The organism is Pseudomonas sp. gcc21 (assembly GCF_012844345.1).
GTDB lineage: Bacteria > Pseudomonadota > Gammaproteobacteria > Pseudomonadales > Pseudomonadaceae > Halopseudomonas.
The window spans coordinates 2,272,134-2,286,186 of the sequence record NZ_CP051625.1; the positions used below are offsets into that span (position 1 = coordinate 2,272,134).

The window sequence follows — 14,053 nt, forward strand, 5'->3', positions numbered from 1 at the left end:
CCATACAACCATTAACAGATGACAAGGGCGTGACATCCGCCAGGCGGGCAACGCGGGACCCGAAAGCTTCAGTCGTGGGAATCGACTACCTGAGTCGATTGCTCAAGCACGCCCGGAATCGACAGCTCCAGTCGATCGCCCGGCTTGAGAACGCCGACGCCCGCCGGAGTGCCCGTGATAACCACGTCGCCGGGTTGCAGGGTGAAGACATCGGCGATCTGCCGCAACAAAGTGACTATCGGGGTGATCATCTCGGCGCTGCTGCCCTGCTGCCGTACGTCTCCGTTGATTTTCAACTGTAGCGGAATGTCAGTCAGGATCAGCTTCGCAGGAGCAACGAAGCCGGACAACGGACAGGCCCCGTCAAACGCCTTGGCGCGCTCCCAGGGATGGGACTTGGCCTTGAGCTGGTCCTGCAGCTCGCGCAGAGTCAGATCCAGCGCCAGGCCTATGCCGCAGATGGCCGCTTCAGCCTGGCTTTCGGTCACCTCGCCGCTAAGGGTTTCGCCGATCAGTAGCGCTATTTCGGTCTCGTAATGGACTGGCCCACGCCGCGGAGAAAGAACGACATCGTTAGCCAACGGCACGATGGCAGTAGCCGGCTTGATGAAGAGCAGGGGCTCGGTCGGGACCGGGTTGTTCAGCTCACGGGCGTGTTCGGCATAGTTGCGACCGACGCACACCACCTTGCCTACCGGCAGGTCAAGTGGCGTTCCGTCGAGATAGCAGTGCTGATAGGACATTGGAAATTCCTGAAAATACCGGCCTGCAGCTGGCAGGCCGTAAACGGGACGGATCAGACGGCAAATATCTTGCCTGGATTCATGATGCCGTTAGGATCGAATACCGCCTTGATCGATTTCATCACCGCAATCTCTGCCTCACTGCGACTGTAGGTCAGATAATCGCGCTTGGTCATGCCAACACCGTGCTCGGCTGAGATCGAGCCGTTGTACTTCTGCACGATCTCGAAAACCCATTTATTGACTGTAGCGCAGCGAGCGAAAAATTCATCCTTGGACAACTCTTCTGGCTTGAGAATGTTCAGATGCAGGTTGCCGTCACCGATGTGACCGAACCAGACGATCTCGAAGTCAGGGTAGTGCTCGCCAACAATGCTGTCGATGTCATGCAAAAAGGCAGGCACTTGCCCAACAGTGACCGAGATATCATTCTTGTACGGCGTCCAGTGGGCGATGGTTTCGGAAATGAACTCGCGCAGTTTCCACAGATTCTGCAGCTGCTGCTCGCTCTGGCTCATCACGCCATCCAGCACCCAGCCCTGCTCAACGCAATGCTCGAAGGTTTCCAACGCCTGGGTGGCAATGTCTTCGCTGATCGCCTCGAACTCAAGCAGGGCGTAAAAAGGGCATTCAGTATCAAAGGGCGCCGGCACATCACCGCGCCCCAGCACCTTGGCCATGGCCTTGTCGGAGAAAAACTCGAACGCGGTCAGATCCAGTTTGCCCTGAAAGGCATGCAGAACCGGCATGATCGAATCGAAATCCGGCGTACCCAGCACCATTGCCGTCAGATTGCGCGGCGCGCGCTCCAGGCGCATGGTCGCCTCGACCACGAAGCCCAGCGTGCCTTCGGCCCCGATAAACAACTGCCGCAGGTCGTAACCCGTGGCGTTCTTGATCAAGTCCTTGTTCAGTTCCAACAGCTCGCCGGTACCGGTCACGACCTTGAGGCCGGCCACCCAGTTGCGCGTCATGCCGTAGCGGATCACCTTGATACCGCCGGCATTGGTGCCGATGTTGCCGCCGATCTGGCTTGATCCGGCCGAGGCGAAATCAACCGGATAATACAGGCCCTTGCCTTCAGCGAACTGCTGAAGCTGCGCGGTAACCACGCCCGGCTGGCACACCACAGACCGATCGAACTCGTTGAATTCGAGGATCTGGCTCATGTAATCGAAGGACACCACGATCTCGCCGTTGGCCGCTACCGCAGCCGCAGACAGCCCGGTGCGGCCACCCGATGGCACCAGCGCCAGCTTCTGCTCATTGGCAAAACGCACCAGCGCCTGCACCTGGTCGATCGTTCTGGGAAACACAATCGCCAGCGGCGCTGGCTCGAAATGCTTGGTCCAGTCCTTGCCCCAGTTATTCAGGGATTCGGCATCAACGCGCACCTTGTCAGGCTCGACCAGGGTCTTCAGGGTTTCGATCACGGCTTCAGGGGTCATGGCTGCTCTCAAACGAAATTCATGCTGCGCAGGAATAGATTTCACGCAGCGACAGGCATCAAAAAAGGGAGATTATGCTAGCATACGCGGCTTCCAACACAGGACACTTCTGTCGGCCACTGAGCCGCAAAGCGCTCCCGGCTCATTTCATCAGTACTACGGGAAAATTGACATCATGGCCATCACCTCGCTGGACAAAAGCAAGATCAAGTTTCTGCTCCTCGAGGGTGTGCACCAGACTGCCGTCGACACGCTCAAGGCAGCCGGTTACACCAACATCGACTATCACACTGGCTCGCTGCCTGATGAGCAGCTCAAGGAAGCGATTTCTGATGCGCACTTTGTTGGCATCCGTTCGCGCACCCAGCTGACTGAAGATGTGTTCAATCACGCCAACAAGTTGATTGCTGTCGGCTGCTTTTGCATCGGCACCAACCAGGTTGACCTTGAAGCAGCCCGTGAGCGCGGCATTGCCGTATTCAATGCGCCCTATTCCAATACCCGTTCAGTGGCCGAACTGGTTCTCGCCGAAGCCATCTTGCTGCTGCGCGGCATTCCGGAAAAGAACGCTGCCGCACACCGTGGTGGCTGGTTAAAGAGCGCGAACAACTCCTTTGAAATTCGCGGCAAGAAGCTCGGCATCGTCGGCTACGGCTCCATTGGTACGCAGCTGTCCGTCCTGGCTGAAAGTCTGGGCATGAAGGTTATGTTCTATGACGTGGTCACCAAGCTCCCTCTGGGTAATGCAACCCAGATCGCCTCGCTGACCGATCTGCTTGGTGAGGCAGACATCGTGACCCTGCATGTGCCGGAAACCGCTGCCACCAAATGGATGATCGGCGAGAAGGAAATCCGTGCGATGAAAAAAGGCGGCATCCTGATCAACGCCGCGCGCGGCACAGTGGTTGAGATAGACGCGCTGGCTGCTGCGCTGGCTGACAAGCATCTCAACGGCGCCGCGATCGACGTATTCCCGGTCGAGCCGCGCTCCAACAATGACGAATTCATCTCACCGCTGCGTGAATTCGACAACTGTTTGCTGACACCACATATCGGCGGTTCAACCATGGAAGCGCAGGCCAACATTGGCCTGGAAGTAGCCGAGAAGCTGGTGCGCTACAGCGACAACGGTACCTCCATCACCTCGGTCAACTTCCCTGAAGTGGCTCTGCCATCGCATCCCGGCATGCATCGCTTGTTGCACATTCACAAGAACGTGCCCGGCGTAATGAGCGAGATCAACCAGGTATTTGCCGAGAACGGCATCAACATCTGCGGCCAGTTCCTGCAGACCAACGAGAAGGTTGGTTATGTCGTGATCGACGTTGATGCGGCCTATTCAGATCTGGCGCTGGAGAAGATCCAGCAGGTCAAAGGAACCATTCGCAGCCGCGTATTGTTCTGATAAAACCTGCTTCATTGATGTTTCGGCGCGGCCGCGCCGAAACATCAGCCGGCCTGGCGTCGTACCGGCTGATCAGCCGTTTGATCCGTCCATCAGCCGCGCCAGCTTGTCCAGCTCGTCCTCGTTGAATACCTGAACGCCCGCTTGCTTCAACGCCGCCGCCGTTACCCCTTCGCCCGCCACTTTGGTCCCGCTAAAGGTACCGTCATAATTCTCGAGATTGCCACATGAAGGGCTACGCGCCTTCAGTAGGGCAAACCGGATTCCGTGCTGTTTCACCAGCTGCAGCGCGATATGCGCTCCACGTAAAAACTCGGGGCTCACGTCATCCCCGTCCAGCGTTCTGACTTTCAATTGGCCTGTCAGCACGGCTGCACCCTGTCCGCCGGGGATCTCAGCCGGGGGACGTGGGGTCGGTAATCCGCCAGCGACCTCCGGACAGATCGGTATGATGCGGCCCTCGGCTTGCCAACGCTGCAACAGACCAAAAGGGCCTCCGGCGCTGCCGTCATAGCGTACCGGCTGACCGAGCAGACAACTGCTGACGAGGAGCTTTTCCATCTGGCCTAGCGCAACAACGGATTGAGTGGCCGACGCCGAAACCAGCCAACCAGACTGGCCCGCTCTTTGTGTGCCTCAAGGACCTCATGCAGAATGCGATCACTCAGAAACACCACCAGCGTACCGCCGGTCGGGACTACATCAACCAGCCCCTCTTTGAGATGCAGACGTAGCTCACCACCGTCGCCCGGCTGCCAGTTCTGGTTAAGATAAGCCACCACAGAAACCATACGCAGCGGGTTGTTCTGGAAGCGATCCAGGTGTTTGCTATAACCGGCGCCGGGCGGATAGAGCGCAAAATGCGTTTCGAAACTGTCCAGACCCAGGAACAACGAGCGATTGAGCGTTTCACGCAGCTGTTCAAGTATCTGCAGATATTCGCTCTGGCAAGCGCGCGGCGAGCATTCATCCAGCCAACGTGTGTAATCGCCGCGTATTTCAGGCACTACCGCCAGATCTGACCCCTGGCCGATGCCCGCCGGTGTCAGGGCATCGTTGTGCCACATCTGGCGGCACGCCTGCCCCAGTGCGGCGACCAATTCCTCGGAAAACACATCGTGTTGAACTGACCAGCCTTTAGCGGCCAGATCATCGGCCACTTGCTCAAAGCAGGTGGGTACGGCTAGAGGGAACTCTGGCATTCATGTGTTACTCAAAAGAGGCCGCAGACCAGCCGGCCGGCTGACAGAATCCCGGAGCGGGACCGGATTGATTGTAGCCTGAACGTCATAATCTGTTGATGTTTTCTAATCGTTTTAACGCAACGTCAGCCGTCGTGAAGCTCGACAAGTTAGCCGGGCCAGCGGACACTACTCCTCGCGATTCTGACTATTGAGGCATCAATGCGCCTGACTGCACTGCACACTCTGATACTGACCCTTCTGACCACACTGGTACTTCACAGCTTTGCTGCACAGGCTGCGCCGGGATCAACCGCCGCGCTCTATCAGGCGTCCGGAATGAACCAACACCAGGAACATTTCCAGTTTGCCCTGAAAGCCGCGCAACAGCGGTATGCGAAGCAGCTCCCAGCGCGCATTCATGAATCACTCGTCAACCAGAGCAACCTGCGTTTCGCCCCGAAGGATATGCATGATCGTGCGCTGGCGCGGCTTGCGCTGACACTCCAGGAGGAAGATCAGCGCCAGGCGCTTGCCTTCTACGACAGTGCCCTAGGTCGCAAGGTAGTAAACGCCGAGACCCGCGCCACCTCACCCGCTTCTATCGTTGCCATGCAGCGCGGCTTTCCCGAACCCGCGCTGAGCCCGGAGCGACGCGCACATATCGATCGACTGAGCGAGCTCCTGCCGGCATTGGATATTGGTGTGGAGGTCTCGCTATCGCTAGCCAGTCTCGCAGCCGCCAGCGCCAACAGCTTTCTGGGCGGGCTGATGCAAATCCCTGAATCCGTGGTCACCGGCAGGCGCGACGATCTGCGCAACCAGATGCAGCCGAACCTACCGGCAACGCTGGCTCACGTCTACCGCGACCTCAGCGATGACGAGCTGGCGGGTCTGATCAAATGGAGCGAATCGGAACACGGCAAACTGTTTTATGCGGCGGTCGAGCTGGCCGTCCGCGATGCACTGAACCCTTGAGCAGTGACGCCGAGCAAGGTGGGCGAAGGACTCTTCAATAACCCAGCTTATCGCTCAACCAGTCCAGATACTCCTTGCGCAGCGCCTTACCCTCGTTGGCCAGATGATGACGCGCCTTGGGCAGGTAAAGCAGCTCGGGGGTATCAAATTTCTCCTGCAGCACCTTGATATTGTGCTGCCAGTCGACAGTCCCGTCCGCCTGGCCCTGAATGATGAGTGGCCGGTGTGCAGCAGGCGAGGCCGATTCAATGCGGGGAATCCATTTCTCCAGCGCCTGCACCCAGGCAACGGGCAGAATCTGCGCCTGAAGCGGATCACGCTCGCGGATGAAGGCCAGAAAATCAGGATCGTTGGAGTTGTCGGTAAAGCGTCTACCCAATTGCTGGATGAAGCCGCCGAGCAATTTCAGACTCATCTGTGACATGCCCCACTGGCGAGGCCGGACCAGGGGTGCCATCAGGATACTTTCCCCCGTCTCGGTCGGCATCTCGCCGTGCAGCAGCCGGTCAATCAGTATGGCGCCGCCGGTGCTTTGCCCGAGAAAATGCCAGGGACCGGGAAGATTCCAGTCCGCTGCACTTTGCAGCACGCCATCCAGAGCCTTCTGATAGCGCAGGAAACAATCAATGCTTGCCCTGTCGCCACTGGACAGACCGTGACCCGGCAGGTCGAAGGCGAGCACCGCCAGCTTGTGCCCTAGCGCCCAGCGAATCAGGTGCCGGTACAGCCCCATATGGTCGTAGTAACCGTGCAGGATGACCAGCGTGCCCTTTGGCTGTGACGGCCGCCACAACTGCACGGCGAGATCAAACCCATCGGCGTGCACCTTTCCGAGGTGTTGCTCGACATGCCGGCTGAAATCAATGCCGTAGTAATTGGCGTATTTCAGCGCAGCCGCATCCGAAGGTCGTCCCGGCTCGAGCTCCGGCAGGCCCTCAATCAGCAAATCCAGAAAAGCCTGATCCATTAACATTCCGTCATTATACGCCTGGGCTCTGTGGCTAGCGCTTTAGAATTCCACGTGCCGGGCATGATTTGCAACCTGTCATCGTGTAACATGCTGCCTCTCCAAATTCCACGTCCTGCGCGTTCGCGCAGGTTGTCTGCAGAGTGAGGGTTTTCCATGACTGAACGCGTCCAAGTCGGCAGCTTACAGGTTGCCAAAATACTCCACGACTTCGTCAATCAGCAGGCCATCCCCGGTACCGGTGTCGATGCCGACGCTTTCTGGTCTGGGGTTGAGAAGCTGATCACAGACCTGGCGCCAATCAATAAGGCCCTACTCGCCAAACGCGATGATTTCCAGAACCAGATCGATGCCTGGCACAACCAGCGCGCCGGTCAAGCGCACGACCCGGTCGCCTACAAGGCGTTCCTGCAGGAAATCGGTTATCTGTTACCTGAACCTGAAGATTTCAGCGCCACGACTGAAAACGTCGACGAAGAAATTGCCCGCCTGGCTGGCCCGCAGCTGGTCGTACCCGTTACCAACGCCCGCTTCGCTCTGAACGCGGCGAATGCCCGCTGGGGTTCACTGTACGATGCGCTGTACGGTACCGATGCGATTTCCGAAGAAGACGGCGCCACCAAGGGCCCCGGTTACAACGAAATCCGCGGCAACAAGGTGATTGCCTACGCCCGCGCGTTCCTCGATGAGGCAGCCCCGCTGGCCGAAGGTTCCCACGTCGACGCCATTGAATATCAGGTCCAGGACGGTCAGCTGGTCGTAAAACTCAAGAACGGCAGTCAGACCGGTCTCAAGGATGCAGCCCAGTTTGTCGGCTTCCAGGGTGACGCTGAATCCCCCAAAGGGGTGCTGTGCAAGCACAACGGTCTGCATTTCGAGATTCAGATCGATCCTACCAGCAACGTCGGCCAGACTGACGCAGCCGGCGTGAAGGACGTACTGCTGGAAGCAGCACTCACCACCATCATGGACTGCGAAGACTCGATCGCCGCCGTGGATGCGGAAGACAAGACTCTGGTCTACCGTAACTGGCTTGGCCTGATGAAAGGTGATCTGGCCGAAAACGTGGCCAAGGGCGGCAGCTCCTTTACCCGCACCATGAATCCGGACCGCGAATACACCGCTGCCGACGGCTCAAGCCTGACGCTGCACGGCCGCTCCCTGCTGTTCGTACGTAACGTCGGCCACCTGATGACCAACGATGCCATCCTCGACAAGGATGGAAATGAAGTACCCGAGGGCATCATGGACGCCGCGATCACCAGCCTGATCGCCATCCACAACCTCAACGGCAATACCTCTCGCCGTAACACCCGCACCGGCTCGGTCTATATCGTTAAACCGAAAATGCACGGCCCGGAAGAAGTGGCTTTCGCCACCGAACTGTTCAGCCGCGTCGAAGACCTGCTTGGTCTCAAGCGCAACTCCCTGAAAGTCGGCATCATGGACGAGGAGCGTCGCACCTCGCTGAACCTGAAAGCCTGTATCAAGGCGGCCAGCGAGCGCGTTGCCTTCATCAATACCGGTTTCCTCGACCGCACCGGTGATGAAATTCACACTTCCATGGAAGCGGGTGCGATGGTTCGCAAGGGCGAGATGAAGGCCGCCAAGTGGATCGGTGCGTACGAGAACAACAACGTCGATATCGGTCTGGCTACAGGTTTGAAGGGCCGTGCACAGATCGGCAAGGGCATGTGGGCCATGCCTGACCTGATGGCTGCCATGCTCGAACAGAAGATCGGGCACCCGATGGCAGGCGCGAATACCGCATGGGTTCCTTCTCCCACTGCAGCGACCTTGCATGCTCTGCACTACCACAAGGTCAATGTCGCCGAGCGTCAGGCCGAATTGGCCAGCCGCACGCCAGCCTCCATCGATGACATCCTCACCCTGCCCCTGGCTACCGATACCAATTGGTCAGCTGAAGACATTCAGCAGGAACTGGACAACAACGCCCAGGGTATCCTCGGTTACGTTGTTCGCTGGATCGATCAGGGTGTCGGTTGCTCCAAGGTGCCGGACATCAACGATGTAGGCCTGATGGAAGACCGCGCTACTCTGCGTATCTCCAGCCAGCATATCGCCAACTGGCTGCGTCATGGCGTCTGCACCGAAGAACAGGTGTTGGAAACCATGAAGCGTATGGCTGCCGTCGTTGATCGTCAGAACGCCAACGACCCCGCATATAAGCCGATGGCCCCCGACTTCGACGACAGTGTTGCCTTCCAGGCGGCCGTCGAGCTGTGCATCGAGGGTACCAAGCAGCCGAACGGCTACACCGAGCCGGTCCTGCACCGTCGTCGCCGCGAGTTCAAGGCGAAGTACGGCTGCTGATCAGCTTCCCGCAGTACAAAAAATCCCGGCCTTGCGCCGGGATTTTTTATACGTCCTCCAGATGCCTGGCGCCCGTTCATCCCAGCAACGGCTGACTCCGTGGCAGCCGGATATCAACCGACAGTCCGCCCAGTGCGCTAGTGCCGAGTGACAGTTCGCCATGCCAGGCGGCCAGAATGTCGCGCACGATCCCCAACCCCAGGCCCTGTCCATCGACGTGCTGGTCCAACCGGGTTCCCCGCTCCAGTACCCGTGCACGCTCGGCAAGTTCGATCCCGGGGCCATCATCTTCGATCAGCATCCGGTAACCGTCAGCCTCCTCTACGATTGTCAGCGTGACCGCCGAGCGCGCCCATTTGCAGGCGTTATCCAGCAGGTTGCCGAGTAACTCCAGCATGTCCTCTCGGTCCCAGGGCAGACGACATGCCGGGGGTGCCGTCCAGCGCAGCGAGATATCACGCGGGTGAATCATGCGCAACGTTTCCAACAGTGGCGGCAGCTCGGCCGCGCAATCGAAATGCGCGCCGGGTAATACCTCCCCAGCCAGACGCGCACGGGTCAGCTCACGACCAACCCTATGCTGAATCTGGCTGAGTTGTTCCTCCAGGTTTCTGCGTAATGCCGGGTGGGCGGACAGCTCCTCCCGCTGAATCAGGCTGCTTAACACCGCAAGGGGCGTCTTCAGTGCGTGGCCGAGGTTGCCCAGCGCATGACGCGATCGCTTCAGGGTATTGTCAGTGTGCGACAGCAAATGGTTGATCTGCTCAATCAGCGGTTGCAGCTCAACCGCTGCTCTCACTTCCAGCTGTTGTCGCTGGCCCTGCTGCAATTGAGCGACCTGCTGACGCGCCTGCTCAAGCGGCCACAGCGCAGCCTTCACCGCATAACGCTGGAGCAGCACCAGAATCAGCAGAAACAGCAACACCAGACCAAAGCCGCCCAGCCGCACCTGGGCAAAGCTGTCGAGGACCGGGGTGTAATCCTGCGCCACGTTGATATGGATGATCCTGCCGTCACGTTGAAATTCCGCGCGATACGCCATCAATCGCTGATTCTGCGGGCCGTCGATAAGTTCGTCACTGAGTCCGCCACTGCTTGGCCAGCTGGGATCGGCATCCCACAACGAGCGTGATCGCCAGGTGCGATCAGCCACATCAATCCGAAAGTAATGGCCGGAAAAAGCACGCTGGTAACGCGGATTGATTCGCTGAGCATCGAGCCGCACGCCCTCCCCGTCTGGTATCAGCGCTATCAACAGCCCCTCGGTTTCGTCGCGCAGGTCAGCCGCCAGGGTACGGCGCAGCCCGGCCTCGAATAACCAGAGACTGGTTTGCAGCAACAGCAAACTCAGAATGACCAGAACCGCTACCAGTCCAAGGCTCAGACTGCGCTGTATCGATCTCAAGAGGCGCCGCCAAACCGGTAACCCTGGCCGCGGCGGGTTTCGAATAACTCACGCCCAAGCTTGCCGCGCAGGCGGTTGATGTGCACTTCGATGACGTTAGAGTCGCGCTCGGTTTCGCCATCATATAGATGATCAGCCAACTGCGATTTCGATAGCAGTTGTCCTGGATGCAGCATGAAGTAGCGCAGCAGCCGAAATTCACCAGCAGTCAATTCGATCTCCTGGTCCTGCTTGCGGCACAGCTGGCGCGATTCATCAAGCTCCAGCCCGCCGGCTCGTAAAACAGCCTGATTGGCCAGGCCATGTGCTCGCCGTAACAACCCCTGAATGCGTAACAGCAGCTCTTCGGGATGAAAGGGTTTGGTCAGATAATCATCCGCGCCAGCCTTCAAGCCATCGATTCGCTCGGCCCATGAACCCCGCGCGGTGAGGATCAACACCGGCGTTGCCAAACCACGCGCGCGCCAGTCGCGCAACACCTCAAGCCCCGGTTTGCCAGGCAAGCCGAGGTCGAGAATGATGAGGTCGTATGGTTCGCTGCTGCCCTGATAATCGGCGTCACGGCCGTCGGCCAGCCAGTCCGTGGCATAGCCCTGGCGACTGAGACTGGCCACCAGTTCATCGGCCAGCGGCACGTTATCTTCGACCAATAACAGCCGCATCAGTCTTTTTCATCCTGAAGCACGCGCCCGTCCCGGGCGTTGATCTCCAGCTCGCGTGCCACGCCATCGACCGTAATCAGTTCGATGTCATAGGTATACACGCCGTCATCCTCTTCCAGCTCCGCTTCAAGCAAGCGCGCGTCCGGATAGGACTCCGAAACGCGCTGCAAGATGCTCTCTAGCGACAGGATCGCGCCCTCACGGCGCAACTGCAAAGCTTCATCCTGATCCAGGTCACGGCTTGCCGCTGGCGTGGCGGCAAGCAACATGGCCAAAGGGAGCATTGAAAGCGTAGTAAGCCGCATTAGTCGTCCTGATGGTCCTTCAACACTTCGCCGGTCTTGGCATCGAGTTCGAGATCCCATTGCACACCTTTTTCATCGCGCAATTCCACATCATAGAAGTACCGGCCGTTTTCTTCATCCAGTTCAGTCTCCTCGATCTGGGCACCAGGGTGCTTGGCCAGTGCTGCCTCATTGAGCTTCTCAAAGGATTGGATGGTGCCTGCATCGCGCAGTTTCAACGCTTGATCAGGTCCGATATCCTTGGCCAGCGCCAGGTTTGCGCCGAGGGTCAGAGAAGCGGCAACGAGCAGAGTAGTCAGTGTTTTCATGGGTTCAGTTCCTGTGGTTGGTTTTGACGTTCACAGAATAAGAGGCCCTGCTTAACTGAACCTTAACGAGCCATTGATGAAGAAGCCCTGGATGTAAATCCCGCTTCGATCGCGCAGCGTCTGCCGCGCTGGCTGCGCCCGGGGGATAGTAATCTGCTAGGCGAAAAAAACGCAAAAAAAAGCCCCACCAATGGTGAGGCTCTAGTCTGCCTGAGGGTTACATCTTGCTGAAGTGGAACCGCTGACTGTCAGAACCGTTACAGGTTGCCTGAGTCAAGCTGCTGCCGTTGGCATTGCTGCCGGCATCCAGGCACAAGCCACTGTGCCGCGCGGTCACCTGAAACTTGCCCTCTTCAACTTGCTTGAGCTGCCATTGCTGGCTTTCACGCTCGGAACATCTGTAAGCAATGACATTCGCCCCCGCGCGGCGGCTACTTGCCACTACATTCAAACAGCCCTGCGTGCCTGTACTGGCCAGCTTGACGAACTCATCGGCCTGACTCGTCAGTGTCCATTGCTGGTTGGGGGCCTGGGTGCATGACCACTGCACCACATCGCTCATACCCCAGCGGGAATTGTTGACGTTCAGGCAGCGACCAGTGGCGGCGACTTTGATCAGATAATTACCATTCTGCACGGTGCCCTCTGGATCGGTAGGCTCCGTCGGCTCGTTTGGATTGGTAGGCTCTTCCGGCTCTGTCGGGCCAGGGTTCGGCCCGGGACCGCCTACCTTGGTAGGACGGAAATCTGCCACGCGAGTCTTCACGTTGTTGATTGCCTTGGCTGCATCAGCCTCGCCCTGCGCGCCTTCTTCTACACCACAGGGGTAACCACGGCATTGAATACGTGGATTGGAAAACACTGACATCTTGGCGGCCCGGTAATACCATTCGTAGGTCATCAGCGTGCCGAAGGCGCCGTTTACGCCGTGACCGAGACCGTAACGATATTCCGTCCCACTGGTATCACCCTGCGCTCTCGAGTGATTCAGGCCCATATTATGGCCCAGCTCATGAGCCAGTGCGGCCGGGCCGCAGCCGGCACCCAGTACGTTGAAAGCGTAGTTGGGATGAACGGATAAATAGCCAACACCACAGTTGCCGGACTGATGAAGCTGGGTAACAAAGTCCGCGCCGACACGGTCGCGAATCTGCGCGACCGAGGCAGACCGCGCCACTGTCATCAATGCCTGGGTCATATCGCTGGAAGCAAAATCATTGCGCTCCACGCCGACGATACGCAGCTGCAGATCAACCTGACTGTTGCGATACATGGTGTTGATCTGATCCTGCCAGGATTTCAGAACCACTGCCGGCTCGCCCTGCATCCGGGATGCGCTGGCGTCGTCATACAACACGAGGAGATCGATTTGTGCTGCGTGAGCGGTGAGGGTTGCGCCACTGACGACCAGAGCGGTAGCGCCAAATTTGAGGTAATGCCCGAGACGATTGATCATGGGTGTTGGTTTCCAGCGTGAGTTGAGAAGGGAGGTTTCAGAGATCATCCGGAATGACGTAATCCGGCTCGTTCTCATCGAACTTGAATAGCGTGGATGCGTTGGCAATCCAGCCCTGTTCGCCTACCGCTTCTATGACGAAATGGCCTTCTGGCGTGAACATGCCGCCTGAGGCCATCCGTTGGCCGGAAGTAAAGGTAACGTCGTACGCCGAGCCGGATTCGTCGGTCACGGCGCCCAACTCATCAACCAGTTTCCCGTGCCAGGTGACGCTGCCGTCACTGTTGGCAACGGCCTGGGTTATCTCTGCCTGGTAGGTCTGGCCGCTCTGGCTGACGGGCAGTTCGAGCGTGTCCCCAGCGACCAGTGTTTCAAGCTTCATTCGCTTGAATTCGATGAATTCGCGACCGTCGTTGCGTTCCTCTTCGGTGAGATCCAGCCCTGCGCCTGCGTCGTCGCTGGGCTCCCAGGCGGCTGAAGCTGCAAGCGCATCCCGCACCTTGGCCGGGTCGAAGGCCTGTCCATCGCGACGTGCGGTCATTTCATGCAACCGCATCGCCATGGTCGGGTAATCCGGGTTCAATTCGATCAACTGCTGCTCCTGCAACAGATCTGCGTCTGTTACAGCGCTGTCTACCGAAGCTGTTTCACTGGTTGCTTGCGCAGCCTGCTGTTCTACGTGCTCAGAAGGCTGCTGCGCTGAAGGTCCCGCATCGATTCCGGACGTTGCGTCAGTAGAAATAGAAGCCTGTTCGGGGACCTTGCCATCCAGCGGCGCCTCGCCCGATTGCGACATCCAGACAGCAGTCCCGAGAAATATGGCGCCTACTGCCAGCACCGGATAAATCGGTTTCATATGTT

14 protein-coding genes are annotated in these 14,053 nt (G+C 58.4%); 3 read left to right on the plus strand and 11 right to left on the minus strand.

From position 1 onward, the window contains the following. Positions 1-68: 68 nt before the first annotated feature. Together HG264_RS10495 and HG264_RS10500 are read right to left on the minus strand one after the other, a co-directional pair. Positions 69-743 (minus strand): fumarylacetoacetate hydrolase family protein, encoded by a 675-nt coding sequence (locus HG264_RS10495; RefSeq protein ID WP_169407599.1) that lies wholly within the window; start codon positions 741-743, stop codon positions 69-71. A 53-nt stretch (positions 744-796) separates the two neighbouring features. Then, a complete protein-coding gene (locus HG264_RS10500) occupies positions 797-2,191 on the minus strand; it encodes an FAD-binding oxidoreductase (protein ID WP_169407600.1) in 1,395 nt (464 codons plus the stop codon). 175 nt (positions 2,192-2,366) lie between these two features. Here HG264_RS10500 and serA point away from each other — a divergent pair, with 175 nt between their 5' ends. After that, positions 2,367-3,596 carry a phosphoglycerate dehydrogenase gene (serA, locus tag HG264_RS10505; RefSeq protein WP_169407601.1) on the plus strand — a complete coding sequence of 410 codons (1,230 nt, stop codon included), beginning with the start codon at positions 2,367-2,369 and terminating at the stop codon, positions 3,594-3,596. Between the two features lie 72 nt (positions 3,597-3,668). Here serA and HG264_RS10510 read toward each other — a convergent pair whose 3' ends face one another. After that, complete coding sequence (locus tag HG264_RS10510) at positions 3,669-4,157, minus strand: DUF523 domain-containing protein (protein ID WP_169407602.1); 489 nt, start codon at positions 4,155-4,157, stop codon at positions 3,669-3,671. 5 nt (positions 4,158-4,162) lie between these two features. Further along, positions 4,163-4,798: a 2OG-Fe(II) oxygenase gene (locus tag HG264_RS10515; RefSeq protein ID WP_169407603.1), complete on the minus strand. Its 636-nt coding sequence runs from the start codon at positions 4,796-4,798 to the stop codon at positions 4,163-4,165. A 201-nt stretch (positions 4,799-4,999) separates the two neighbouring features. On the opposite strand from HG264_RS10515, the gene HG264_RS10520 reads away from it, so the two are divergent. Next, positions 5,000-5,755 carry a DUF2059 domain-containing protein gene (locus HG264_RS10520; RefSeq protein ID WP_169407604.1) on the plus strand — a complete coding sequence of 252 codons (756 nt, stop codon included), beginning with the start codon at positions 5,000-5,002 and terminating at the stop codon, positions 5,753-5,755. Positions 5,756-5,789: 34 nt separating this feature from the next. Here the strand turns inward: HG264_RS10520 and HG264_RS10525 are convergent, their stop codons facing one another. Then, positions 5,790-6,722, minus strand: a complete 933-nt coding sequence (locus HG264_RS10525; protein ID WP_169407605.1) for an alpha/beta hydrolase — start codon at positions 6,720-6,722, stop codon at positions 5,790-5,792. 156 nt (positions 6,723-6,878) lie between these two features. On the opposite strand from HG264_RS10525, the gene HG264_RS10530 reads away from it, so the two are divergent. Continuing rightward, positions 6,879-9,056, plus strand: coding sequence for a malate synthase G (locus tag HG264_RS10530; protein ID WP_169407606.1), 2,178 nt, complete (start codon positions 6,879-6,881; stop codon positions 9,054-9,056). A 76-nt stretch (positions 9,057-9,132) separates the two neighbouring features. Here the strand turns inward: HG264_RS10530 and HG264_RS10535 are convergent, their stop codons facing one another. From HG264_RS10535 to HG264_RS10560, 6 genes are all read right to left on the minus strand, one after another. After that, a complete protein-coding gene (locus HG264_RS10535; RefSeq protein ID WP_169407607.1) occupies positions 9,133-10,461 on the minus strand; it encodes a sensor histidine kinase in 1,329 nt (442 codons plus the stop codon). Further along, positions 10,458-11,123, minus strand: a complete 666-nt coding sequence (locus tag HG264_RS10540; protein WP_169407608.1) for a response regulator transcription factor — start codon at positions 11,121-11,123, stop codon at positions 10,458-10,460. The genes HG264_RS10535 and HG264_RS10540 overlap by 4 nt, the downstream gene beginning before the upstream one ends. Continuing rightward, positions 11,123-11,428: a PepSY domain-containing protein gene (locus HG264_RS10545; RefSeq protein WP_256663659.1), complete on the minus strand. Its 306-nt coding sequence runs from the start codon at positions 11,426-11,428 to the stop codon at positions 11,123-11,125. The genes HG264_RS10540 and HG264_RS10545 overlap by 1 nt, the downstream gene beginning before the upstream one ends. After that, a complete protein-coding gene (locus HG264_RS10550) occupies positions 11,428-11,736 on the minus strand; it encodes a PepSY domain-containing protein (protein WP_169407609.1) in 309 nt (102 codons plus the stop codon). Before HG264_RS10550 ends, HG264_RS10545 begins: the two co-directional genes overlap by 1 nt. 217 nt (positions 11,737-11,953) lie before the next feature. Beyond that, the gene (locus HG264_RS10555) at positions 11,954-13,192 is read right to left on the minus strand and encodes an RICIN domain-containing protein (protein WP_169407610.1); all 1,239 of its coding nucleotides are present in this window, start codon (positions 13,190-13,192) and stop codon (positions 11,954-11,956) included. 37 nt (positions 13,193-13,229) lie between these two features. Continuing rightward, positions 13,230-14,048: a hypothetical protein gene (locus tag HG264_RS10560; protein WP_169407611.1), complete on the minus strand. Its 819-nt coding sequence runs from the start codon at positions 14,046-14,048 to the stop codon at positions 13,230-13,232. Positions 14,049-14,053: the final 5 nt, after the last annotated feature.

Excerpts from the sequence above, each read along its gene's own strand:
- HG264_RS10495 (WP_169407599.1), bottom strand. The coding sequence starts at position 743 with ATGTCCTATCAGCACTGCTATCTCGACGGAACGCCACTTGACCTGCCG.
- HG264_RS10500 (WP_169407600.1), bottom strand. The coding sequence starts at position 2,191 with ATGACCCCTGAAGCCGTGATCGAAACCCTGAAGACCCTGGTCGAGCCT.
- serA (WP_169407601.1), top strand. The coding sequence starts at position 2,367 with ATGGCCATCACCTCGCTGGACAAAAGCAAGATCAAGTTTCTGCTCCTC.
- HG264_RS10510 (WP_169407602.1), bottom strand. The coding sequence starts at position 4,157 with ATGGAAAAGCTCCTCGTCAGCAGTTGTCTGCTCGGTCAGCCGGTACGC.
- HG264_RS10515 (WP_169407603.1), bottom strand. The coding sequence starts at position 4,798 with ATGCCAGAGTTCCCTCTAGCCGTACCCACCTGCTTTGAGCAAGTGGCC.
- HG264_RS10520 (WP_169407604.1), top strand. The coding sequence starts at position 5,000 with ATGCGCCTGACTGCACTGCACACTCTGATACTGACCCTTCTGACCACA.
- HG264_RS10525 (WP_169407605.1), bottom strand. The coding sequence starts at position 6,722 with ATGGATCAGGCTTTTCTGGATTTGCTGATTGAGGGCCTGCCGGAGCTC.
- HG264_RS10530 (WP_169407606.1), top strand. The coding sequence starts at position 6,879 with ATGACTGAACGCGTCCAAGTCGGCAGCTTACAGGTTGCCAAAATACTC.
- HG264_RS10540 (WP_169407608.1), bottom strand. The coding sequence starts at position 11,123 with ATGCGGCTGTTATTGGTCGAAGATAACGTGCCGCTGGCCGATGAACTG.
- HG264_RS10545 (WP_256663659.1), bottom strand. The coding sequence starts at position 11,428 with ATGCGGCTTACTACGCTTTCAATGCTCCCTTTGGCCATGTTGCTTGCC.
- HG264_RS10550 (WP_169407609.1), bottom strand. The coding sequence starts at position 11,736 with ATGAAAACACTGACTACTCTGCTCGTTGCCGCTTCTCTGACCCTCGGC.
- HG264_RS10555 (WP_169407610.1), bottom strand. The coding sequence starts at position 13,192 with ATGATCAATCGTCTCGGGCATTACCTCAAATTTGGCGCTACCGCTCTG.
- HG264_RS10560 (WP_169407611.1), bottom strand. The coding sequence starts at position 14,048 with ATGAAACCGATTTATCCGGTGCTGGCAGTAGGCGCCATATTTCTCGGG.